This window comes from Marinobacter sp. (genome assembly GCF_041686475.1).
Lineage (GTDB): Bacteria > Pseudomonadota > Gammaproteobacteria > Pseudomonadales > Oleiphilaceae > Marinobacter.
In genome coordinates this window covers 1-21,766 of sequence record NZ_JAWLDU010000011.1, presented here as the reverse complement: position 1 = coordinate 21,766, position 21,766 = coordinate 1, and the positions used below count along the sequence as shown (strand labels likewise).

At 57.6% G+C, this 21,766-nt stretch carries 22 protein-coding genes, 1 pseudogene and 1 riboswitch; of the genes and pseudogenes, 19 read left to right on the top strand and 4 right to left on the bottom strand.

The features are described from left to right. Positions 1-25: 25 nt before the first annotated feature. A riboswitch (cobalamin riboswitch) is annotated at positions 26-222 on the top strand. A gap of 112 nt (positions 223-334) precedes the next feature. From ACESMB_RS04350 to ACESMB_RS04270, 17 genes and pseudogenes are all read left to right on the top strand, one after another. Then, entirely contained in the window at positions 335-3,112 is a 2,778-nt protein-coding gene (locus tag ACESMB_RS04350) for a ribonucleoside-diphosphate reductase subunit alpha (RefSeq protein ID WP_372925309.1), read from the top strand. Between the two features lie 16 nt (positions 3,113-3,128). Further along, positions 3,129-4,187 carry a ribonucleotide-diphosphate reductase subunit beta gene (locus ACESMB_RS04345; protein WP_372925308.1) on the top strand — a complete coding sequence of 353 codons (1,059 nt, stop codon included), beginning with the start codon at positions 3,129-3,131 and terminating at the stop codon, positions 4,185-4,187. A 47-nt stretch (positions 4,188-4,234) separates the two neighbouring features. After that, positions 4,235-4,360 (top strand): annotated as a pseudogene (locus ACESMB_RS04340) (NAD(P)-dependent oxidoreductase); the annotation flags it as partial. Between the two features lie 69 nt (positions 4,361-4,429). Then, the gene (locus ACESMB_RS04335; protein WP_372925307.1) at positions 4,430-5,344 is read left to right on the top strand and encodes a LysR substrate-binding domain-containing protein; all 915 of its coding nucleotides are present in this window, start codon (positions 4,430-4,432) and stop codon (positions 5,342-5,344) included. A 79-nt stretch (positions 5,345-5,423) separates the two neighbouring features. Continuing rightward, positions 5,424-5,786, top strand: a complete 363-nt coding sequence (locus tag ACESMB_RS04330; protein ID WP_372925306.1) for a hypothetical protein — start codon at positions 5,424-5,426, stop codon at positions 5,784-5,786. 59 nt (positions 5,787-5,845) lie between these two features. After that, positions 5,846-6,793, top strand: coding sequence for a sodium-dependent bicarbonate transport family permease (locus ACESMB_RS04325; RefSeq protein ID WP_372970988.1), 948 nt, complete (start codon positions 5,846-5,848; stop codon positions 6,791-6,793). A gap of 4 nt (positions 6,794-6,797) precedes the next feature. Then, on the top strand, positions 6,798-7,202 hold the full coding sequence (locus tag ACESMB_RS04320; protein WP_372970987.1) for a hypothetical protein: 405 nt from the start codon (positions 6,798-6,800) through the stop codon (positions 7,200-7,202). A 146-nt stretch (positions 7,203-7,348) separates the two neighbouring features. After that, complete coding sequence (gene ahpC / locus ACESMB_RS04315) at positions 7,349-7,912, top strand: alkyl hydroperoxide reductase subunit C (RefSeq protein WP_372970986.1); 564 nt, start codon at positions 7,349-7,351, stop codon at positions 7,910-7,912. A gap of 221 nt (positions 7,913-8,133) precedes the next feature. Next, positions 8,134-9,720, top strand: a complete 1,587-nt coding sequence (gene ahpF, locus ACESMB_RS04310; protein WP_372927230.1) for an alkyl hydroperoxide reductase subunit F — start codon at positions 8,134-8,136, stop codon at positions 9,718-9,720. Between the two features lie 237 nt (positions 9,721-9,957). Next, positions 9,958-10,167, top strand: coding sequence for an acetyltransferase (locus ACESMB_RS04305; RefSeq protein ID WP_372927231.1), 210 nt, complete (start codon positions 9,958-9,960; stop codon positions 10,165-10,167). A gap of 45 nt (positions 10,168-10,212) precedes the next feature. Continuing rightward, positions 10,213-10,764 carry a YgjV family protein gene (locus tag ACESMB_RS04300; RefSeq protein ID WP_372927232.1) on the top strand — a complete coding sequence of 184 codons (552 nt, stop codon included), beginning with the start codon at positions 10,213-10,215 and terminating at the stop codon, positions 10,762-10,764. A gap of 47 nt (positions 10,765-10,811) precedes the next feature. Next, the gene (locus ACESMB_RS04295) at positions 10,812-11,372 is read left to right on the top strand and encodes a TIGR00730 family Rossman fold protein (RefSeq protein WP_372927233.1); all 561 of its coding nucleotides are present in this window, start codon (positions 10,812-10,814) and stop codon (positions 11,370-11,372) included. Positions 11,373-11,400: 28 nt separating this feature from the next. Then, positions 11,401-12,381, top strand: coding sequence for a hypothetical protein (locus ACESMB_RS04290; RefSeq protein ID WP_372970985.1), 981 nt, complete (start codon positions 11,401-11,403; stop codon positions 12,379-12,381). Next, positions 12,378-12,668 (top strand): YkgJ family cysteine cluster protein, encoded by a 291-nt coding sequence (locus ACESMB_RS04285; protein WP_372927235.1) that lies wholly within the window; start codon positions 12,378-12,380, stop codon positions 12,666-12,668. Before ACESMB_RS04290 ends, ACESMB_RS04285 begins: the two co-directional genes overlap by 4 nt. Before the next feature lie 43 nt (positions 12,669-12,711). Further along, entirely contained in the window at positions 12,712-13,062 is a 351-nt protein-coding gene (locus tag ACESMB_RS04280) for a DUF3147 family protein (RefSeq protein ID WP_372970984.1), read from the top strand. Between the two features lie 49 nt (positions 13,063-13,111). Further along, on the top strand, positions 13,112-14,638 hold the full coding sequence (locus tag ACESMB_RS04275) for a flavin-containing monooxygenase (protein ID WP_372927237.1): 1,527 nt from the start codon (positions 13,112-13,114) through the stop codon (positions 14,636-14,638). A gap of 94 nt (positions 14,639-14,732) precedes the next feature. Beyond that, the gene (locus ACESMB_RS04270; protein ID WP_372970983.1) at positions 14,733-15,653 is read left to right on the top strand and encodes a lysophospholipid acyltransferase family protein; all 921 of its coding nucleotides are present in this window, start codon (positions 14,733-14,735) and stop codon (positions 15,651-15,653) included. Positions 15,654-15,659: 6 nt separating this feature from the next. Here the strand turns inward: ACESMB_RS04270 and mltF are convergent, their stop codons facing one another. Then, positions 15,660-17,036, bottom strand: a complete 1,377-nt coding sequence (mltF, locus tag ACESMB_RS04265) for a membrane-bound lytic murein transglycosylase MltF (RefSeq protein ID WP_372970982.1) — start codon at positions 17,034-17,036, stop codon at positions 15,660-15,662. Positions 17,037-17,177: 141 nt separating this feature from the next. On the opposite strand from mltF, the gene ACESMB_RS04260 reads away from it, so the two are divergent. Then, a complete protein-coding gene (locus ACESMB_RS04260) occupies positions 17,178-17,633 on the top strand; it encodes a DUF302 domain-containing protein (protein WP_372970981.1) in 456 nt (151 codons plus the stop codon). A 36-nt stretch (positions 17,634-17,669) separates the two neighbouring features. Here ACESMB_RS04260 and dsbG read toward each other — a convergent pair whose 3' ends face one another. Next, positions 17,670-18,446 carry a thiol:disulfide interchange protein DsbG gene (gene dsbG / locus ACESMB_RS04255; RefSeq protein WP_372927241.1) on the bottom strand — a complete coding sequence of 259 codons (777 nt, stop codon included), beginning with the start codon at positions 18,444-18,446 and terminating at the stop codon, positions 17,670-17,672. Continuing rightward, positions 18,443-19,294 carry a prolipoprotein diacylglyceryl transferase family protein gene (locus ACESMB_RS04250; protein ID WP_372927242.1) on the bottom strand — a complete coding sequence of 284 codons (852 nt, stop codon included), beginning with the start codon at positions 19,292-19,294 and terminating at the stop codon, positions 18,443-18,445. The genes dsbG and ACESMB_RS04250 overlap by 4 nt, the downstream gene beginning before the upstream one ends. A 350-nt stretch (positions 19,295-19,644) precedes the next feature. Between ACESMB_RS04250 and ACESMB_RS04245 the strand changes: the two genes are divergently transcribed. Further along, positions 19,645-20,970 carry a DEAD/DEAH box helicase gene (locus tag ACESMB_RS04245; protein WP_372970980.1) on the top strand — a complete coding sequence of 442 codons (1,326 nt, stop codon included), beginning with the start codon at positions 19,645-19,647 and terminating at the stop codon, positions 20,968-20,970. 102 nt (positions 20,971-21,072) lie between these two features. Here ACESMB_RS04245 and ACESMB_RS04240 read toward each other — a convergent pair whose 3' ends face one another. Beyond that, entirely contained in the window at positions 21,073-21,759 is a 687-nt protein-coding gene (locus tag ACESMB_RS04240; RefSeq protein ID WP_372970996.1) for an OmpW/AlkL family protein, read from the bottom strand. Positions 21,760-21,766: the final 7 nt, after the last annotated feature.

Sequence of the window (21,766 nt, the reverse complement as noted above, 5' to 3'; positions counted from 1 at the left end):
CCTTGTCGTCATGCTTCTCACTGTATATAGTGTTTAAATCCTTGGTAAAGTACCAGATATGGTACTAGGAATCCGGTGAGAGTCCGGAACTGACGCGCAGCGGTATTGGGGAACAAGCCTGGCAGCAAGACACTGGTTAACACCGGGAAGTCGCCAGGCAAGGCCGAACCAGACGGTTCACGCCCCTGAGTCCGAAGACCTGCCAGGGAAACAACTGCACCTTCGCGTATAAGGTTGAGCAGAGTCGGGAACCCGTGGGCCTGCGGCCTTGCCCTCCGATTCTCCCTGCCTGCGCGAAGGACATGGAAAGCGACGCGTATTCAGGAGAACCGACATGTCCACCGCCACCCTGGCTGAACCCCAGTCTCAACTTCAGGCCTCCGGGCCAACCAATACTGCCTCCCTGCAGGTCATTAAACGCAACGGTACCCTGGTTGGATTTGATCCTGCCAAGATCAGTGTTGCTGTTACCAAGGCCTTCCTCGCCGTGGAAGGTGACGAAGCCGCCGGCTCTGCCCGTATTCACGATTCCGTGGAACGCGTTACCCACCAGGTTATCCAGGCCATCAGCCGCCGCCTGAAAGCCGGTGGCAAGGTGCACATCGAAGATATCCAGGACCAGGTGGAACTGGCACTGATGCGGGCAGAGGAGCAGAAGGTTGCCCGTGCCTACGTACTCTATCGCGAAGCCCACGCCCAGGAGCGGGCTCTGCACGAGCCGGTTGAAGCTCACCCTACGCTGACCATCAAGAAAGCCAATGGCGAAGTGGCCCCGCTGGATCTTGGCCTGATGAAAGTGCAGGTGGAACACGCCAGCCAGGGCCTCGACGGCATTGACGGGGAATCCCTGGTGGAAGGCGCGCTGCGCAATCTTTACGACGGCATCGCCGAGGAAGAAGTGCTGACCGCCCTGATCATGACCGCCCGCGGGCGCATCGAACAGGAGCCGGACTACAGCGCCGTTACCGCCCGACTGCTGCTGGAACAGCTGCGACTGGAGACCATCACCGCCCTGGAGTTGCCTCTGCATCTGCCGCTTCAGGAAGTCTATCCACAGGCGCTGACGGCTTTTGTTCACCAGGGCATTCGCCACGATCTGCTGGACCAAGCCATGGCGGCTTTTGACCTGGAGAGACTGGGCGCCGCCCTCAAGCCGGAGCGGGACTACCAGTTCGGCTTCCTGGGCCTGCAGACTCTGTACGACCGCTATTTCATCAACTGGAAAGGCGACCGCCTGGAGCTGCCCCAGGTGTTTTTCATGCGGGTATCCATGGGCCTGGCACTGAAAGAAGACGACCCTGATGCCCGCGCCATCGAATTCTACAACCTGTTGTCGTCCTTCGACTATATGGCGTCGACGCCCACCCTGTTTAACAGCGGCACCCAGCATTCCCAGCTGTCGTCCTGCTATCTCACCACCGTGGGCGATGACCTGGAAGACATTTACGGCGCCATTCGCGACAACGCCATGCTGTCGAAATGGGCTGGCGGACTGGGCAACGACTGGACCCCGGTGCGGGCCATGGGTGCGCATATAAAAGGCACCAACGGCAGCAGTCAGGGCGTGGTGCCGTTCCTGAAAGTAGTCAACGACACGGCGGTGGCCGTCAACCAGGGCGGCAAGCGCAAGGGCGCTGTCTGCGCCTACCTGGAAAGCTGGCACATGGATATCGAGGAATTCCTGGAGCTGCGCAAGAACACCGGTGACGAACGCCGCCGCACCCACGATATGAACACCGCCAACTGGGTACCGGACCTGCTGATCGAGCGTATGCGCGAAGACAAGGACTGGACCCTGTTTTCCCCCAGCGACGTACCGGATCTTCACGACCTTTACGGCAACGCTTTCCGCGAACGCTACGAGCATTACGAGGCGCTGGCGGAGCAGGGCAAGATCGCCCTGTCCAAAAAGATCCCCGCCAAGCAGCTGTGGCGCAAGATGCTGACCGTGCTGTTTGAAACCGGCCACCCCTGGATCACCTTCAAGGACCCCTGCAACCTGCGCTCGCCGCAGCAGCACAAGGGCGTGGTGCACAGCTCTAATCTCTGTACTGAAATCACCCTGAACACCAGCGCCGATGAAATCGCGGTGTGCAACCTGGGCTCCATCAACCTGGCGGCCCATATCCGTGACGGCGAGCTGGATGTGCAGCGCCTTGAAGGAACGGTAAACACCGCCGTGCGCATGTTGGATAATGTCATCAACATCAACTACTACGCGGTGCCCCAGGCGAAGAACTCCAACTTCAAACACCGCCCGGTGGGGCTGGGCCTGATGGGCTTTCAGGATGCGCTTTATAAACTCAACCTGCCCTACACCAGCCCGGAAGCGGTGGAATTTGCCGACCTGTCCATGGAGCAGATCAGCTATTTCGCCATCCGCGCTTCTGCCGCGCTGGCGGGTGAACGTGGCGCCTATGACAGCTACGAAGGGTCACTGTGGCAGCAGGGCATTCTGCCCATCGATTCCCTCAACCTGCTGAAAGAGCATCGCCGGGAAGGTCAGCTGTCCGTGAACACCAGCAGCCGCCTGGACTGGACCCCGGTGCGGGAACTGATTGCAAAGAACGGCATGCGCAACAGCAACGTTATGGCCATCGCGCCCACGGCCACGATTTCCAACATCGTGGGCGTAGCCCAATCCATCGAGCCCGCATACCAGAACCTGTTCGTGAAATCGAACCTGTCCGGCGAGTTTACCGTGGTGAACCCGTCCCTGGTTCGGGATCTGAAAGCCGAAGGCCTGTGGGACAACGTGATGGTCAGCGACCTGAAATACTTCGACGGCAGCGTGCAGCAGATCGATCGCATCCCGACCGAACTCAAAGCCCGCTACGCCACCGCCTTCGAAATCGACGCCCGCTGGCTGGTGGAGGCCGCTGCCCGCCGGCAGAAATGGCTGGACCAGGCCCAGAGCCTGAACCTGTACATGGCCGAGCCCAGCGGCAAAAAACTGGACGACCTGTACCAGCTGGCCTGGGAACGTGGCCTTAAAACTACTTACTACCTGCGCTCCCTGGGGGCCACCGGCGCCGAGAAATCCGCTCCGGTAGCAGCGCCGCAGCCGCAGGTGTGCAGCATCGACGAGCCGGACTGCGAAGCCTGCCAATAATTCTGGAGATTTAATCATGCTCAACTGGGAAGACGAACCAACCACCCAAACCACCTCTGCCACCCCTGAGGGCCCGGCCCCCATCAACGTCGACGACAAGCGGGTCATCAACGGCGAGACCGACATCAATCAATTGGCCCCGTTCAAGTACCCCTGGGCCTGGGAGTATTTCATGAACGCCAACAAGAACCACTGGACGCCGCTGGACGTGAACATGGCCCAGGACGTTCACGACTATCACCATCGCCTGTCCGCGCCGGAGAAGCACGTGTATGAAAACGTACTGGCGTATCTCACCACCTCCGACATTCTTGCCATGCGCAACATCGGCCTGGCGGTGATGGAGAAAATGAGCGCCCCGGAACTGCAGATCTACCAGGCGCGGCAGGTGTACGAGGAAGCCATGCACACCTGGGCCTACCAGCACTGCATCGAAACACTGAACCTGGACCAGAGCGAAATCTATAACCGCTACCGGGTGGTGCCCGCCATCAATGGCAAGATCCAGATGGCCAACCGCCGCCTGGACGCCGCCATGCGCTCCGACATGAACCTGCGTAACAAGGACGATCTGCAGGAATTTATCATGTCCTACCTGTTTTTCGCGGCCGTGTTTGAAGGCACCTGGTTCTACAACGGTTTTAGCCCCATCTTCGCCCTGCAGCGCCGGGGCCTGATGCGAGGCACCGGTGAACAGCTGCAATACATCCTGCGGGACGAGGCCATGCACTTCTCGTTTGGTCTCAAGGTGGTGAATCAGATTCTGGAGGAAGAGAACATCACCCTCGATCCCAAAGCCGTGCGGGATATGTGGGATGAGTCCGAGGCAGCCGAAACCGCCTACGCCAACTACATCCTGCGCGACCCCATTCTGGGCTACTCCGCGGAGTACCACAGCGAACAGTTCCGCTTCGTGGCCAACCGTCGCGCCAGGACCGTAGGCCTGGAAGAACCGTTCCCGGGGGCGAAGAACGTCTCGCCCTGGCTGGATGAGCAGGCTACCATGCGTAAGGAGAAAAATTTCTTTGAAACGCGGGTGATCGAGTACCAGACCGGTGCGCAACTGGAGTGGTAGGCCAGAGCCTGACGTTGCTTATGCACGAGGCCGACACCCGGGTGGTCGCCTACCACCGTATCCGCGACGGCAACTTCGCCCTCGACGGACTCCTGGGCTTCGACATCCGCGGACGTACAGTTGGCATCATCGGCACCGGCCAGATTGGCGTGGAAGTGGCGCGCATCCAGGCGTGAACCAGGTGAGCGCCTGATCTTGTGTACAACTTGTCGTCTGCCCACGAACAGTGAGCAATACCGGATATGGACAATCTGAATCTTCGTCATCTCTATTATTTCTGGGTGATCGCCCGGGAAGGTTCTATCGCGCGTGCGGCGGAGAGTCTTGAGCTGACACCACAAACCCTCAGCGGTCAGCTGGCTACTTTCGAATCTGCCCTGGGTAATTCGTTATTCCGACGTGCCAACCGGGCCCTGCAACTGACGGATTTCGGGCAGACTGTCTTCGGTTACGCCGATGACATGTTCCAGACTGCCCAGGCGCTGACGGATGTGATTCGTCAGCCTCCGGAGAACAGGCCCCTGAGTCTGTCGGTCGGTATTGCTGCTTCGATTCACAAACTCATTGCCTTTCATCTGACGGAGCCTGCCCTGTCCCTGTCCCGCGAGGTCCGGCTGAGCTGTCGTACCGGCGACACCACGGGGTTGTTGAAGCGCCTTGGCCAGCGGGAGCTGGATATTGTTCTGACTGACCGTCAGCCCGCCTCGGGCGAGGCTGGCCATTTCCGCAGCCATCGCCTGGCTAGTTCTTCCATGTCGCTGTTTGCGGCCCCGAAGCTGGCGGACATTCTGGCTGCTGATTTTCCGGCCAGTCTTGACCGGCAACCGTTCCTGGCGACTTCCTTTGACGCTCCCTATATAAGCGCGTTGATGAACTGGTTTTCCAGCCAGAATATCCGGGTGAACGTGGTTGCCGAAGTGGACGACAGCGCCCTGATCAAGGTTTTCGGTCGGGAGGGTCTGGGTTATTTCGCAGCGCCAACGGCCATCCGTGATGAGGTTTGTCGCCAGTACCAGGTGGTGCATGTGGCTAGTATCCACGAGGTCAGGGACACCCTGTACGCGGTGACACGGGCCCGGGGCAGCCATAATGCAGCGGTAGTCGAGTTGTTGCGGGAGCGTCCTGAGCTGGACGATGAGATCGAAAAAACCGAATGATAAACCAGAAAAAATCGTATTCCTTTCGATTTATTGTTTGTGGATGATGTCACTGTGTTCCACAGAAGGAGAACCGGCCATGAAAACCATTCACAAATTCCGTCTCGAATGCGGCAAAGAGCCCAACACGCTGAAGCTGCGGGAAGGATACCGCGTGGTCCGCTGCGAATACGTTGTACCCCAGAAGGGTGTTTACCTTTGGGTGGAGCAACCATTGAACGTTGCCATTCCGATGGTGGAACGGCAATTTGTAGTGGTGTATTCGGGTGATCCTGTGCCAATCAGTTACCAGTACCTGGATACAGCACTCGACCCATTCGGCCCAGAGGCCTACCATATATTTGAGGTGGCCGTGGCATCGGATGGTAAAGTGACTGCAACACACCAGCAGCCAAATCCGCTGCTTTTCAGGCCAGCCTCACAACAGGTGGGGACCGCCTAGCTTAGAGTTTTATGTAAGGGGCCCTGCGGGGCCCCTTTTTTATTGGAGTTTTCTGTTTCATGCCAGACATCATCGTGATGTTCTTCCTGCTTGGAGTGATTGCTGGAACCCTTCGCTCGGACCTGACGATTCCCAAGGCCGCTTACGACATTCTCAGTCTGTTGCTGATGCTGACCATCGGCCTGAAAGGCGGTATGGCCCTGCATGGCAACCTTCACTGGGGGTTGGTTTCGCAGGTGCTGGCGATCATGGCACTGGGCTTTATCATTCCCCTGGTACTGTTTCCGATGCTCCGGCACCTGGTTCGACTGAGTGTGGCGGATTCCGCCAGTTTCTGTGCTCACTATGGTTCTGTCAGTGCGGGTACCTTTGCTGTTGCACTGGCCTGGGTGGAGTCCAGGGGGATGGCCACTGGCGGGCAGGTGACTCTGTATCTGGTTCTGCTGGAGCTGCCGGCGATTCTCACCGGCCTGTGGCTATACCGGCGCTATACCCAGGAAACAGCCCAGACAAGCAGCACCGGAACACCCCTCTGGCAGGAAACCCTTACCAACCGCAGTGTGGTTTTGCTGGTTGGCGGTGTGGTTATCGGTATTCTCTACGGCCCGGACCAGGGCGATGGCGTTACGGCGCCGCTGACCGGAGCCTTCTCCCTGGTACTTTCACTGTTTCTGCTCGAGATGGGGCTGGTGGCGGCTGAAACCCTGCGCAAAATCGAGCTCCGCCACTGGCGGCTGATTGTCTTTGCCCTGTGCATGCCGCCAATCCTCTCCCTGCCGGGGTTGGCAACCGGTCTGTGGCTGGGACTCGAACCCGGCACCATTGTCATCCTCGGCGCCCTTACCGCCAGTGCCTCTTATATTGCAGCGCCGGTGGCCGTGCGACACGCCATTCCCGATGCAGATATCGGGCTTGCCATGCTGGCCTCTCTGGGTGTGACCTTCCCGTTTAACGTGTTAATAGGTATCGGGTTGTACAGTTACTTCCTGGACATTCTGGCTGGGTAGCCTCGTGCGTCAGACCGGACGATTTCGGGGTGATCCGGCCGATGTCGCCTATCTGAAGGCTGTGCGTGACATTCTGGTGCCAGCAGCAGACTTCTTCAAGCCGGACCTGGTGCTGGTTTCTGCCGGCTTCGACGCTCACTGGTTCGACCTCGCACTGAACGTGTCCTACGAGGGTTTTGCCGCCATGACCGGAATTGTCCAGCAGATTGCTGACAAGCACTGTAATGGCCGGTTAGCCATGATCCTTGAGGGCGGTTACAATACCGAATCCTTGTCTCATGGCGTACATGCGGTACTGAAGGCGCTGGCCGGAGGCGTAGTGATGGAGCCAAAAGATTGCGGCGTAGAGGAAGTGGAGGTTGCCACCGAATTCCACAAGGGTGCCTTTCAGCCCGATAATACGAATTAGTTCTTTGCTATTACCCGCCAAAGAATAAAATAGTAGTTACCTATCGAACAACTAAAAACAATCAATTTGTATGTTCTTGAGCGGACCAATATAGTGTCCCGCTCAAGTTAGCCAATGCTTAAATTAACCAACTGGAGACTTCTCATATGGGTATGATTAACAGTGAAATTAAGCCGTTCAATGCAACTGCTTTCAAGAACGGTGAGTTTGTTGAGATTTCCGAAGCCGATGTAAAAGGTAAGTGGGCGGTATTTTTCTTCTATCCGGCCGACTTCACTTTCGTATGCCCGACGGAGCTGGGCGATGTAGCCGACAAGTATGAAGAGCTTCAGAAGCTGGGCGTGGAAGTATTCTCCGTGTCTACCGATACCCACTTCACTCACAAGGCGTGGCACAGCAGCTCCGACACCATCGGCAAGATCAACTACTTCATGGTTGGCGACCAGACCGGCACCATCACCAACAACTTCGGTGTTATGCGTGAAGGCCAGGGCCTGGCAGACCGCGCTACTTTCCTGATCGACCCGGATGGCATTATCCAGGCGATGGAAATCACTGCCGAGGGTATCGGCCGTGATGCAGACGACCTGATGCGCAAAGTTAAAGCGGCACAGTACGTTCGCAACCATCCTGGCGAAGTTTGCCCGGCCAAGTGGAAAGAAGGCGAAGAGACACTGACTCCGTCACTGGATCTGGTAGGCAAGATCTAAGGTTTCGATAACCGTGAAACCTGTAGTAAGGCCCGCTCTGCGGGCCTTACTTGTTTCTATCTGGTTGATTTGCAGAGTCGAATAGCAAAGGCCTATCAAATACTTTAGATCAATTAATTTGAGCTCTGCATGGCTTGACCGTATTGTTCGCACAGCTTCGATTCACGACTCAACCTGAGTTTGTACATTCAGTTTTACGATATCCGAGGGGAACAGAGAGCATGTTGGATGCCAGTATCAAGGAGCAGTTGAAAGCCTACATGGAAAAGCTGCAGCAGCCGATCGAGCTGGTTGCAGCTTACGACGATAGCAAAAAGTCCCAGGAGCTGAAGCAACTGCTGGACGAGATCGAACCGATGTCGGACAAGATCAGCCAGCGCACGGAAGAATCCCCGGATGTTCGTCGCCCATCTTTTGCCATCAACCGCATTGGCAGCGATATCGGCGTGCGTTTTGCCGGTATTCCCATGGGGCACGAGTTCACTTCGCTGGTGCTGGCGCTGCTGCAGGTAGGGGGTCACCCGCCCAAGGCTAGCCAGGAAGTCATTGATCAGGTGAAAGATCTGGACGGTGAGTTCGAGTTTGAAACCTATTTCTCCCTGTCGTGCCAGAACTGCCCCGACGTGGTTCAGGCGCTGAACCTGATGAGCGCTCTCAACCCGAAGATCAAGCACACGTCCATCGACGGTGCCCTGTTCCAGGACGAAGTGGAGCAGCGCGAAGTCATGGCTGTGCCCAGCGTTTACCTGAACGGCAAACCGTTTGGCCAGGGCCGCATGACCCTTGAGCAGATCATCGCCAAGGTGGACACTGGAGCCGAAGCCCGTGAAGCCGAGAAGCTCAAGCACAAGGACCCGTTCGAGGTTCTGGTAATCGGCGGTGGCCCGGCTGGTTCTTCAGCCGCTATCTACGCGGCGCGCAAGGGCATATCCACTGGTATCGCAGCCGAACGTTTCGGCGGCCAGGTGGCCGACACCATGGGCATCGAAAATCTGATCTCCGTGCCCTACACCGAAGGCCCCAAGCTGGTGGCTGCCATGGAGCAGCACGTTAAAGAGTACGACGTGGACATCATGAACCTGCAGCGTGCCGAAAAGCTGATTCCGGCGGCCCGCAAGGGTGGTCTTCATGAGGTTCGCCTGGCCAATGGCGCGTCGCTGCAGGCGCGTACGCTGATTCTGTCCACCGGTGCACGCTGGCGCCAGCTGGGGGTACCCGGCGAAGAGGAATACCGCAACAAGGGCGTGGCCTATTGCCCGCACTGTGACGGCCCCCTGTTCAAGGGCAAGCGTGTGGCGGTAATCGGTGGCGGTAACTCCGGCGTGGAAGCAGCCATCGATTTGGCCGGTATTGTCGGCCACGTCACCCTGCTGGAATTCGCCTCTGAAATGAAGGCGGACGAGGTGCTTCAGAAGAAGTTGCGAAGCCTGAAAAACGTGGAGATCCTGACCTCCGCCCAGACCACCGAGGTGGTTGGCGAGAACGGAAAAGTCAGCGGCCTGAACTACAAGGACCGTAACAGCGGCGAAGAGCACCACGTTGCCCTGGAAGGTGTGTTCATCCAGATTGGCCTGATCCCCAACACCGAGTGGCTGAAAGGCGACATCGAACTGAGCCAGCACGGCGAGATCATTGTCGATGCCCGTGGCGAGACCTCGATACCCGGTGTGTTTGCCGCCGGTGACGCCACCACAGTGCCCTACAAGCAGATTGTGATTTCCATGGGTGAAGGTTCCAAGGCCGCCCTGAGCGCCTTTGACTTCCTGATCCGTAACTCTGCGGATGAGAGCGAAGAACAGGCGGCCTGAATCATCGCCTGAAAACAGGTTCACACACGACTGACCCCAAACAGACAGTTCGTGTTTTCAGCCCCGCTGTCCGGCTTTCGGATGGCGGGGCTTTTTTTATTTGCACCGTAGTGAAGCGCCGCTCCGAAGTGATGGGCATTGAAGCCTCGCCAAAAGAGAATACACTCGACTTCAGGAAGATTGAGTTAGCGAGCTAGCTCGTTTCACACATCATCAGCGGAAATCCGGGAGGGATCTATGTTTCTCGCCGAGAAGTCGACCGGTCACATGATTGAAGTGCTGGACACCAAAGCGCTGTTCGATCCCAACGACGCGGAGGTCAGGGGCAGCCTGCATTTCGGTGAGGAGGCCCAGGACCCGGAGGCGTTCGAAAAATCGGGCCTGAACTTCCCGTCCGGGGAACCCCTGCCTCTTTGCTGGACCGACCCGGATTATCGCAGACGGTGATCCGGGCTTTACGCAAACCGTTCCAGCCACCCGGAGTTGTCCGCCATGCTTGAGGGTATGAGCCATACCGACATGGCGGGCCAGGTCGTCAGCCTGATTGCACTGGGGTTCTGCATTGTCGGCTTCGCCAGCAAGCGGGATGACCGCCTGATGGTGCTGCTGATCTCTGCGAACGTGGCCTTTGCAGCGCAGTTTGCCCTGTTCGGCAGCTGGACGGCGGCCATCCTGAGCCTGCTGGTGATTGGCCGAATCATGCTGGCCCGGCGTTATCTTGGTAGCTGGAAGGTAATGCTGGCGGTACTTGTGGTGAACCTGGTGGCGGCCGTGCTGACCTGGGGCAGCCCGGTGGATTTTTTCGCCATTGCCGCAGCCATCTTCGGTACCGTGGGCATGTTCATGCTCCGTGGCATTCCCATGCGCTTGATGCTGATGGCAGCTGCCATAGCCTGGATGCTGAATAACATCGTTATTGGTTCGGTTGGCGGTACCCTGGCAGAAGGCATGGTGGTGGTCACCAATTTCATCACCATTGTCCGCCTTGCCCGGATGAAGCGCCGTTACCCGGAGGCTTTTGAAAAGCTGAAGGAAACCGGTTGATAGCCTGAAAAAACCCGAGACAACGAATACATTTACAGGAATCCGTCATGAAAATTGCTGTCTTTTGCGGCTCCAGCCGTGGCGATGACGAACGCTTTGCAGAGGCCGCCGATGAGTTCGGCCGTTATATGGCCAGCCAGGGCATGGACCTGGTGTTTGGCGGTGGCAAGGTGGGTCTGATGGGCGTGGTTGCCGATGCGGTGCTGGCCGGTGGCCGCGAAGTCTATGGCGTTATCCCCGAATCACTGCGTGACCGCGAACTGGCCCACCAGGGCCTGACCCGGCTGGACGTGGTGGCCTCCATGCACGAGCGCAAGGCGCTGATGGCCGATATGGCTGACGCCTTCGTAGCCCTGCCCGGCGGCCCCGGCACCATGGACGAAATCTTCGAAGCCTGGACCTGGGGGCAGCTTGGTTATCACAACAAGCCCTGCGCCTTCTATAATGTTGGAGGCTATTACGAAGAGCTGCTGGCTTTTATCCGCAAGATGTCCGGCGCCGGCTTTCTGAGGCCGGAATATGCGGACATGGTGATAGTGGAACAGCAGCCGGACGCATTGATATACGCCCTCAGAAACTATCAGCCGCCGCTACGTAAATGGTCGTAATGGGAGCAACGCAGACATTAACTTCGCCATGAAGCACACCATTAGCGCTTGCCGCGCAGCGGCCAACCGGGCCCTGATGGCTGGCAGCCCGGAGTATTTCAGCTGGAGCGCGGAAGCCCGGGAAAGATTCCGGGCGGCGCCGGGCAGGGAAGCACGTTGCCGGATGGAGCAGGTACTGTTGAAGCAGGTGCTGGGCATCAAGTGCTCCGTTGCTCAGGCTTCGGATGTCTGGGATGAGCTCACCCTGGACCAGCTCAACGAAATCAACCCGGCCGACCTGCTCACCAAAGGCATTGGCGAGGATTATGTCTATCTCAATGAAAGCATGGATGAGGACGCCTCGTTACTTGATTTCGACACCCTCTTTGATTACGACTACGATGATTTTCTGTTCCAGGAGGAGTGGCGCCACAGAGAGCTGAAAAGCTATACCAGCCCCGGCTACTTTCCCCTGTATCAACCACGCTGGATTCGGCTGGTGATGGACGACGAGCTGGTATACGGCAATCTGTTTTCGACGGCGGGTTACGTGATATCAAGGGTGGCAGAAGCCGGTGACCGACGGCTGAATGAACTGATTCCCTCCTCTTACGTGGAAGGCCCCGACCATGGCAAGCAGGAAGACGGCGGCGTGGTCTGGGATTACCAGCTGGATGCGGATGGCCTGGAGCCCCAACTGGAAGAGTTAAGACGACGCTGGTGGCGCTATCAACAGGGTGCTGAGCAGGACCTTCAGCGGGAACTCGCTGATGCCCCTCCAAAGGCCTACCTGCTGTACGATCAATCCCCAATCCCGGACGAAATTAACGTCAACTTTGTTATCCACAACGAAACAGCCATGCGAAGCGTTCGCTGGCGGACATTCCAGGCGGACCTGGGGGCAATCGAAGGCAACAAAGCAGACATCGAAGCACTGATTCGGCGTGAGGAGAAAACCAGCCTGAAGTTTATCGACGAACAGCACGAGAACATCCGCAAAAACTACGTGCCGCCGGACATCTCGCCATGACTATTGCTGTTAAAAATATAACCGAACCCGAAGTCTCCTGTTCAAACTGTCAGGCCTGTTGCTGCCGCCTGGAAGTGATGATTATTTCTGACACGGGGGTTCCCGACCGGCATATTGCTGTCGACGAGTGGGGTGGCGAAACCATGTTGCGGCTGGCGGATGGCTGGTGCTCTGCAATAGATCGCGAGACCTTCATGTGTACCATTTATGAGAACCGGCCCTGGATCTGCCGGGAGTTTGAAATGGGTTCCGATGAATGCCTTGATGAACGGGCGCAGCTCGTGTGATTCCGGAATTCCGGTGAAACACCACGGCGTGAGGTAAAGACAATTGGCCTATTACATTGCAAAAGTCGCCATTACGGCGGTCCTGGTTGTCCTGATCTCTGAAATCTCCAAACGCAGCTCGTTTATCGGGGCTGTTCTGGCGTCCGTGCCGCTGACTTCGGTTCTGGCTATACTCTGGCTCTACGTCGATACGGGTGACGCAGGCAGGGTCATTGAGCTTGCTGGCAGCGTGTTCTGGTTGGTTCTGCCGTCGTTGGCGTTATTTATCGCGTTGCCGGTGCTATTGGCAAATGAGGTCAACTTCTACCTCAGCCTTGCGGTATCCATTGCGATTACGGCAATCTGCTACTGGTTAATGATTGTGGTACTCCGGCATTTTGGTGTCGAGCTTTGAAAAAAACTGATAACAAGATCGCAGCCGAGCATCGGTGCCAAGGGCAGTTATGAACAAGCAGCACGTGGACGTACTGATTATCGGTGCCGGTGTATCCGGCATCGGCATGGCCTGTCATCTCAAGCGCGAATGCCCCGGTAAGTCTTTCGCCATTCTTGAACGCCGCCAGTCCCTGGGCGGTACCTGGGATCTTTTCCGCTATCCGGGTATCCGCTCCGACTCCGACATGTACACCTTCGGCTACAACTTCCGCCCCTGGACCAGCGGCAAGGTGCTGGCGGATGGCCCTTCCATCAAGCAGTACGTCAGCGACACTGCTGCCGAAAACGATGTGGCAAAGCATATCCGTTATGGTATGGCGGTGAAGCGCGCGGAATGGTCCGGAACCGACAAGTGCTGGACACTGACCGCAGAGGAAGAAGCAACCGGTGAGACGCTCACGTTTACTGCCAGCTTCATGATCGGTTGTACCGGCTATTACAATTATGACGCTGGCTACAAGCCGGACTTCCCCGGCGAAGACCGGTTCAGGGGCCAGATTGTGCACCCCCAGCACTGGCCTGAACATCTTGATTATACCGGCAAGCGCGTGGTGGTTATTGGCAGCGGCGCCACGGCCGTAACGCTGGTGCCCACCATGGCGGAAGAGGCGGGGCATGTCACCATGCTGCAGCGCTCGCCCTCCTATCTGATGCCGTTGCCTTCTGACGATCGGCTGGCGATGTTTTTCCAGAAAATATTTTCCCCTGAAACGGCCTATCGCCTGACCCGGGCGCGAAATGTGGCAGTTGCCCGTTTTCTGTTCAATCGCTCACGCAAGAACCCTGGAATCATGCGCCGGCTGATGCTGAACCTGGTGCGCCGGCAGCTGGATGGCAAGGCTGACATGCGCCACTTCTCCCCCAGCTACAACCCCTGGGACCAGCGGCTGTGTGTGGTCAAGGATGGCGATCTGTTTCGCGCTATTCGCGCTGGCAGGGCTTCGGTAGTAACGGATCACATTGAGAGTTTCACGGAGGACGGAATCCGGCTGAAATCCGGCGAGGAGCTGGCGGCGGATATCATCATTCCCGCCACTGGGCTGGATATCCAGATGCTCGGGGGCATGGACCTGGTGGTTGATGGCCAGCCGGTGATCCTGCGTGAGAAGGTCGTCTACAAGAATGTGATGGTCGAAGGTGTGCCCAATGCCGGCATGATTTTCGGTTACACCAATATTTCCTGGACCCTGAAGGTGGATATTGCCGCGGAGTACCTGTGTCGCTTGTTGAACCATATGGATGCCCACGGCAATCAGGTCTGTGTGCCCAGGGATACCGGCGACAGCCGTGGCGAGGGCACGGTGATGGGCGGGCTGGACTCGGGATATATCCGCCGTGCGGATGACCGTCTGCCGCGCCAGGGCTCCCATGACCCCTGGAGGGTTACCCAGAATTACGTGGCTGACGTGAAAACCCTGAGGTATGCCCCGATTGAAGACGGTTACCTGGAATTCGATGGCATCAGGCCGGTGGAAAAACCTGCTACCCGGCCCGGTTTCCTGCGGCCGCTGAAATCGGCCCTGTTTGGTTCCTGAGGCGGGCCCGCCAGCTCTCCGGTCACACTTGGAAGTACACTTTGCCCGGATTCTATGGCAGGCTCGTCTCTCGTTTTCGAACAGGCAATGATGTATGTCCGGCACCAACAACAAGAACAACAGGCCTTTGTGGCATCCTGCATTCTGGCCCTCGTGGCTTCTGGTACTCACGCTGTATCTGCTTTCCCTGTTGCCAATGACGGTCAAACAGCGCCTGGGCCAGCGGCTGGGCTGTTTTCTGGAAGGCAAGCTGAAATCCCGCGCCAAAGTGGCCAATATCAACATTGCCACCTGCTTTCCCGAGCTGGACGAAACCGCCCGTGAGCAACTGGTGCAGGACAATTTCGTGGCCTGTACCCGCGGTTTCCTGGAAAGCATCCATGCCTGGTGGCGGGATATGTCAGGGTTCTGCGAGAACGCCGAGGTGCACGGGCTGGAGCACCTCAAGGAGGCCCAGGCCAGGGGCAAGGGTGTACTGCTGATAGGCGGGCACTACAGCATTTTTGACTTTGCGCTGCCATTGATCGCCTGCCACCTGAAAAAGCCCGGCTACATGTACCGCCCCAACAACAATCCGGTGATTGACCGGATGATTGAAAATGGTCGCCGCCGCCACTTCGGAATCCGGCCGTTCACCAAGCGCGAGTTGCGGCCGCTGGTTTCTTTTCTGAAGAAGGGCGGCGAAGTCTGGTTTGCCTGTGATCAGGATTTTGGCAATAAGACCGAGCTTTTTGTACCGTTTTTCGGTGTCGAGGCAGGTTGTATCAGTTCCCCAAGCTACATTGCCCGGGTGTCTGGTGCATCGGTAATATGTGTCAGTCATTTACGGATGCCGGACGGGCACTACCGCGTCATTTTCTCCCCCATCCAGGAAAACTTCGGTGCCGACAAGCAAAGCGACACCGAAACCTGGAGCCGCTATATCGAACAGACCGTTCGCGAACTGCCAGACCAGTACCTGTGGTTGCACAAACGTTTCAAGACCCGCCCTGAAGGTGCAGAAAAGGTCTACTAGGAGCATTTATTCAAACGATGCGCTGATGACATCCCGGTAGTTACGGATCCGCTGCACATAGTGCACCGGTTCGTAGCCGCGGGCATAACCGTATCGGGTGCTCGGGTAATAGCGCTTGTCGGCTTTCAGCGGCAACACTTCCTTCATGTCGTCCCAGGAGTCCGGGTTCTTGCCCAGTTCCCTCGCCAGTTGGCGGGCGTCCAGCAGGTGGCCCCGGCCGATGTTGTAGCTGGCAAGTGCCAGGAAGGTGCGGTCCGGTTCGGGAATGGTGTCAGGCAGCCGGCGATAGCGATCAGCCAGGTAGCGGGCACCGCCGTCAATCGCCGCCGCCGGATCCAGCCGGTTGGTAACGCCCAGCGACTGCGCCGTGTTCTGGGTGAGCATCATGATGCCACGCACGCCGGTTGGTGATACCGCGCTCGGGTCCCAGTGGGATTCCTGATAGGACAGAGCCGCCAGGAGATCTGCCGGCATGCCGGTAGTGGCTTCCGCCTGGTCAAAACGCTCGATAAAGTTTGGCAACCGGTCTGATATGCGGCGGTTCAGTGCCCTCAGATCGACGAAATCGAATTCCCCGATGTAGGCGTAGTAGCGGCTTTCCATATAACCGATGGCTTCGTCGCCGGCAGGGCTGTTCATCCATTGGCGGGCTGTGCCGGCCAGGCTTTCAGAACCAGTGGGAAGATACCATCCAAGATTGTTTCCGGTGTTCAGGTTCATTGCCACTTCCAGGTGCGGGAAGTGGCGGCGCATTACCTGGACAATGTTCGAGTCGGCCACTGTGCAGTCGATAGACTGTTCGGCTACGTCAGACAGCAATATTTCGGTGGTCCGGTTCTCGTCCTCGCTGAACTCAATACCTTCATGTTCCCTGGCCAGCCGGTCCAGTGTTTCCACGTAACTGGCCTCTGCGGTGACGGTAATGCCGACACCTGCCATGGCATCGGGGGTGCGTGGCATGGGCCTCATGTCCCGATGGCAGACCAGTTGCTCGATTATTTCAGTATGGGCCGGGCCGCGGACGAAGTGCTCGGTTCTGGAGGGCAGATGTGTCAGCCCGGCTGCGGCAATGTGGGTGTTTCCCGATTCCAGTGCTTCAAGTACCGCGGCGGTGGACTCATGCATCGTCCAGTTGACTTCCCAGCCTTTGCTCTTTGCAAACTGTCTGATCAGGCTGTACTCAGGGCCGGATGGATTTTCGTGACGGTCCAGATAGTAAGTGGTCGAGCCATTACGGGTGGCAACCTCCAGCACACCGGTTTCTTCCGGTGACGCCAGAGCTTCTGCGGTTTCCTCGTTGTTCACGGAATTGGCATCGCCCTGGCTGCAACCAGCGATGATGAACACACATGGAAAAAACACAGCAGTAAGCCTGGGAGTCATCAAGAACCTCTTGTATCTGGACCCACCCTTTCGTTACGGGCCTGTAACCAACATGTATCACTATAGTCCATTAGCGATGCGGGCAGTGAATTGCAGACTGGCCTATGCTGTAGGCACGGTTCCAAACAGGAGGAGACACCGATGTTTTCCATATCCAGGCACGTGGCAGCCATTGTCATGTTGGCACTTCCCCTGTCTGTGTTGGCAGCAGAGGGCATGGTGACGGTTAAAAGCAGTCACAGTGCGGAGGCAACGGCGGACAGGCTGGAGTCGGTGCTGAAAGACAAGGACATGACGGTCATGAACCGCATCAATCATACCAAAGGTGCCGACAAGGCAGGGCTGGAACTGCGGCCTACCGAAGTGGTGATCTTCGGCAACCCCAAGGTGGGCACGCCATTGATGCAATGTGCCCAGAGTGTTGCTATCGATCTGCCGCAGAAAGCGCTCATCTGGGAAGACAGCGAGGGTACTGTCTGGCTGGCCTACAACGACCCCGAGTATCTGAAGCAGCGCCACAACATGGAGGGCTGTGACGAGGTTATCGAGAAAGTGAAGGGTGCGCTGGCGGGCTTTGCCAAAGCTGCCACTGAGTAAGTCCCGCCGCTTTGGTTGGCGGGACACCCGTTGTGGTCAGGGGCGAGGGCCCATCATGCGCTCCAGTGCCTGTGGGTTGGGAAGGCCCTGCACCATGTTGATTTTCCCGTCTTTTTCCCTGTAGAGGGTGCTGGGTGTTGCCTGCAGGCCCAGCTCCTGCATCAGGCTGTTATTGGCTTTCACATCGAGATGGGCCGCGCTTACGCGTTTGCGGTCCACCTCAATACCACCCTCCTCGAAGGAGGTCTGGTGCTCGTGCATAGCCGCTTCGGGATCATCGCTGCCAAGAATGGTCGCTGCCTTGGTCAGGCTGTCTTCCTTGAGAATGCCCACCATGATGTGGCGTAGCTGTACCTTGCCGGCGTCAATCCAGGGCTCTGCCTGCTGGCGGAAACGATAGCAATAGGGGCAATTGGGATCGGTGAAGGTGTAGATGATGGTGTCTGCGTTCTTGTCACCGTCGCGGACCCAATGGCTCTCTTCCAGTTTCGGCCAGGCGCTTTCAAATTTCGGGCCCTCGACCAGTTCCTGAATACTGGCTTCGCTCAGGTTGTTACCGTCCTTGTCCAGCATGGTGCCGACGATGACATGATCGCCGTCGGGCGTAAGATAGAAGGCCAGTGAGCGCCCCTGCATTTCGCCAACATAACCGGTCATTCCACCGGGTGCGTCGAAGCTTTCTACTACCTCCACACCCTGTTGCTCCAGATTCTGAATCGCCGGCGGGAGATCGTCGGCCTGGGCAACACCTGCCATAACGGCGGTGGAAAGCAGGGTGCCTTGCAGTAGGCGTTTGAGTGGGGGCAGGGTCATCGGGATGTTACCTCCTTCGACGGTGATGGTTCGAGATGGCTGGCATTGAAGCGTTCAAGGCCGCGGGCCAGGCTGGCTCTGGATAGCTCGCCCATGTGGCTGTCCACCAGTTTGCCGCTGGCGTTATAGAAAAGCGTTGTCGGCAGGCCCTGGCTGCCGGCGGCGCGGCCGAAACCGCCCTGGCGGTCGCTGAGTACATGCTTCAGATCCAGATTCTGCTCGCTGAGAAATTTACTGATGGTTTCCGGATGCTCGCCCTGGTTGGCAAACACGAAGTTGATGCCTGGGTAGCGGCCCTGGGCTTCTTCCAGTACCGGCATTTCGCGAATGCAGGGCGGGCACCAGGTGGCCCAGAGGTTTACCACGGTGGGCTGCCCCCGGGTCAGGGAGTCCAGATCGACCGGTTGTTCATTCAGGTCGGTCAGGGCGACCTCGGGCAGGCCCTGGGTCTGGTTGTCGATCAGTGCAATCACGCCCCCGGTGAAGCCCCAGGTTATCAGGCCGGATGCTACAGCGTACCCCAGTGGTCGGCGGATGTTGCTTCGCCGCCAGAGCAGGTAACCGGTGAACAACAGTGCCACTACCAGGCCAGACACCACGTCAAAGCCGCCATCACGGATATCGATGATACCCAGCCAATCGTCCTGGTAGTGTTCAAAGTAACGGGCCACAAAGCCGACCCGTGCGCCCACCATGGCGGCGAGGAAAATGTCAGCCAGGGCACCGGATACCGGGAGATTTTCCTTGCGGCCGGCTAGCGCCCCTACAATCAGGGCAACGATAAACGCCATTATCAGCAACAGATGTCCGATAGAAAGACTGAAGGGACCAACGCCTACACTGAGCATGACTTCTCCGGCCATGGAGGTGAATTTTGCATACAGTACGGCGGCTAGTGACCAGTAACATGGATGGGAGTTCCCTTTTTCCCCGAAAAATAAAAAGCATCCTACTTAAAACCACCTATGGCTATTTCCAGGACCCTCTGTTAACGTGCTTTCCATCCTGCCTCTAGGGATTTCCGCAGTTCAAGGCTTTAAAGCCCCGTGCGAACCATCCATACGACCTGTCAGAGGACGTCACCCCGTCAGCGGTGTGTGGCCGTAGTCGTCTTTTATCCCATGAATCTTCATGGCATCTGCCCGCATTCGCCCAGATCGGTGTTCGTGGAGGCAGAACAATCAAGAGTTGATCCAATATGAGTTTTTCTTCACTCGGTCTGTCCGAGCAACTGGTCCGTGCAACGACCGACCAGGGTTATGAAACCCCGTCTCCTATTCAGGCCAAGGCCATTCCCGCCGTTCTTTCTGGCAGGGACGTAATGGCGGCTGCTCAGACGGGCACCGGTAAAACCGCAGGGTTTACCCTGCCACTGCTGCAGCGCCTGGCGGAAAATCCCCGCACTGGCAAGGGCCCCCGTGTACTGATCCTGGCGCCCACCCGTGAGCTGGCGGCGCAGGTGCACGACAGCGTGGCCCTGTACAGCAGGTACATGCCCACCAAGTCCGCCGTGGTTTTCGGTGGTGTGAAAATCAATCCGCAGATGATGAAGCTGCGCAAGGGCCTTGACGTACTGGTGGCCACACCCGGTCGTCTGATGGACCTGTACCAGCAGAATGCTGTGCGCTTCAACGAAGTGGAGATCCTGGTTCTGGACGAAGCTGACCGCATGCTGGACATGGGCTTCATCCGCGACATCCGCAAGATTCTCGCGCTGTTGCCGGCCAAGCGTCAGAACCTGCTGTTCTCGGCCACCTTCTCCAGGGAAATCCGTACGTTGGCAGAGGGATTGCTGGATAACCCGGTTCAGGTGGAAGTAGCGGCCCGTAATACGGCTGCCGAGAGCATTGTTCAGTCTGTCTACCCGGTAGACCAGAGCCAGAAAACCGCCCTGCTGAGCAAGCTGGTGCGTGATAACGCCTGGGAACAGGTACTGGTGTTTACCCGTACCAAGCACGGCGCCAACCGCCTGACCCAGAAGCTGGAGCGCGACGGCATTACCGCAGCCGCCATCCACGGCAACAAGTCGCAGGGTGCCCGCACCCGTGCCCTGGCCGATTTCAAGCAGGGTGAAGTACGTGTGCTGGTGGCAACCGATATCGCCGCCCGCGGCCTGGACATCAAACAGCTGCCCCAGGTGGTGAATTTCGAGCTGCCCAACGTGCCGGAAGACTATGTGCACCGCATTGGCCGTACCGGTCGTGCCGGTGAAAGCGGTCACGCATTGTCGCTGGTCAGTGCCGATGAGGGTTCGATGCTGGCGGGTATCGAAAGGCTGCTCAAGAAGCAGCTGCCGCGTAAATCGGTGGAAGGCTTTGAGCCGACCAACAACCTGCCGCTGAAACCCAAGGGCAAGCCGGATCCCAGCCGTGCCCGTAATCGCAACGGTAACGGTGGTGGCAATGGCAAGCCGGCCGGTAATGGCCGCAGCTTTGGCGGCAAGCCCGGTGGTCGTAGTGGTGGCCGTAGCCAGAATGGCAGCGGTGGCCAGGCACGGCGATCGCCCCAGCGCGAAACCGCCTGATCCGGTTTTCTCCAGACAAAAAAGCGGGGCCCGAAGGCCCCGCACTGGAGGACGTACCATCCAAAAACCTCACGTTAGTGAGGTTTTTGGCGTTTACGTTTATCAGAACTTGTAGGTGAAGCCTACCATGTAGACCATGGGGTCGATTTCGACTTCGAATTCATCAGTTTCTGCTGCAAAGTTACCTGCGCCATCAAAAACTTCGACCTTGGCGTCGGTATTAATGTCTGCCCACCAGATAGCCGCGTTCAGGCCAAAGTTTTCGCTTAGCATGTAGTCCAGGCCGAATTCGAAGGCTACGCCTACACTGTCATCAAGCTCCAGGGAAGTGCTCGCTCCTGGAATTCCGTATTCGAGAGCCACCACGCTGTCGAGAGTGCCAGTTGTCTTCTCCTCAAAAAAGGTTGTGTAGTTGACGCCAACGCCCACATACGGCTGAAGGGCGGAGGAGCTTTGCATTGGAAAATACTGCAATGTCAGCGTTGGTGGCAGATGCTTTGTTTCAGCCAGCTTCACATCGCTTGGGATGTCTCCACCACCATTGATGTCGTGCTTGAACGGCGTTGCGGCAAGCAAACCAATACCGAGGTTGCTGGTAAACATATAGGTACCACGCAGGCCGAGCTGAGTATTTGCGTCAACTGTAACCTTGGAATCTGCCCCATTTAATAAGGGAGCGCCACCTACTGTAATGGAGTCACTAGAATCATCCGGCGCCACATGCGCAACACCAGCACGCAGAATAAAATCGCCAGCTTCGAAAGCCTGAGCAGCAGGGGCAGCTGCCATAACGGCG

What these genes read in the sequence shown, in the direction of transcription:
- ACESMB_RS04350 (WP_372925309.1), top strand. Translation starts at nt 335, where the DNA reads ATGTCCACCGCCACCCTGGCTGAACCCCAGTCTCAACTTCAGGCCTCC.
- ACESMB_RS04345 (WP_372925308.1), top strand. Translation starts at nt 3,129, where the DNA reads ATGCTCAACTGGGAAGACGAACCAACCACCCAAACCACCTCTGCCACC.
- ACESMB_RS04335 (WP_372925307.1), top strand. Translation starts at nt 4,430, where the DNA reads ATGGACAATCTGAATCTTCGTCATCTCTATTATTTCTGGGTGATCGCC.
- ACESMB_RS04330 (WP_372925306.1), top strand. Translation starts at nt 5,424, where the DNA reads ATGAAAACCATTCACAAATTCCGTCTCGAATGCGGCAAAGAGCCCAAC.
- ACESMB_RS04325 (WP_372970988.1), top strand. Translation starts at nt 5,846, where the DNA reads ATGCCAGACATCATCGTGATGTTCTTCCTGCTTGGAGTGATTGCTGGA.
- ahpC (WP_372970986.1), top strand. Translation starts at nt 7,349, where the DNA reads ATGGGTATGATTAACAGTGAAATTAAGCCGTTCAATGCAACTGCTTTC.
- ahpF (WP_372927230.1), top strand. Translation starts at nt 8,134, where the DNA reads ATGTTGGATGCCAGTATCAAGGAGCAGTTGAAAGCCTACATGGAAAAG.
- ACESMB_RS04305 (WP_372927231.1), top strand. Translation starts at nt 9,958, where the DNA reads ATGTTTCTCGCCGAGAAGTCGACCGGTCACATGATTGAAGTGCTGGAC.
- ACESMB_RS04300 (WP_372927232.1), top strand. Translation starts at nt 10,213, where the DNA reads ATGCTTGAGGGTATGAGCCATACCGACATGGCGGGCCAGGTCGTCAGC.
- ACESMB_RS04295 (WP_372927233.1), top strand. Translation starts at nt 10,812, where the DNA reads ATGAAAATTGCTGTCTTTTGCGGCTCCAGCCGTGGCGATGACGAACGC.
- ACESMB_RS04290 (WP_372970985.1), top strand. Translation starts at nt 11,401, where the DNA reads ATGAAGCACACCATTAGCGCTTGCCGCGCAGCGGCCAACCGGGCCCTG.
- ACESMB_RS04285 (WP_372927235.1), top strand. Translation starts at nt 12,378, where the DNA reads ATGACTATTGCTGTTAAAAATATAACCGAACCCGAAGTCTCCTGTTCA.
- ACESMB_RS04275 (WP_372927237.1), top strand. Translation starts at nt 13,112, where the DNA reads ATGAACAAGCAGCACGTGGACGTACTGATTATCGGTGCCGGTGTATCC.
- ACESMB_RS04270 (WP_372970983.1), top strand. Translation starts at nt 14,733, where the DNA reads ATGTCCGGCACCAACAACAAGAACAACAGGCCTTTGTGGCATCCTGCA.
- mltF (WP_372970982.1), bottom strand. Translation starts at nt 17,036, where the DNA reads ATGACTCCCAGGCTTACTGCTGTGTTTTTTCCATGTGTGTTCATCATC.
- ACESMB_RS04260 (WP_372970981.1), top strand. Translation starts at nt 17,178, where the DNA reads ATGTTTTCCATATCCAGGCACGTGGCAGCCATTGTCATGTTGGCACTT.
- dsbG (WP_372927241.1), bottom strand. Translation starts at nt 18,446, where the DNA reads ATGACCCTGCCCCCACTCAAACGCCTACTGCAAGGCACCCTGCTTTCC.
- ACESMB_RS04250 (WP_372927242.1), bottom strand. Translation starts at nt 19,294, where the DNA reads ATGCTCAGTGTAGGCGTTGGTCCCTTCAGTCTTTCTATCGGACATCTG.
- ACESMB_RS04245 (WP_372970980.1), top strand. Translation starts at nt 19,645, where the DNA reads ATGAGTTTTTCTTCACTCGGTCTGTCCGAGCAACTGGTCCGTGCAACG.
- ACESMB_RS04240 (WP_372970996.1), bottom strand. Translation starts at nt 21,759, where the DNA reads ATGGCAGCTGCCCCTGCTGCTCAGGCTTTCGAAGCTGGCGATTTTATT.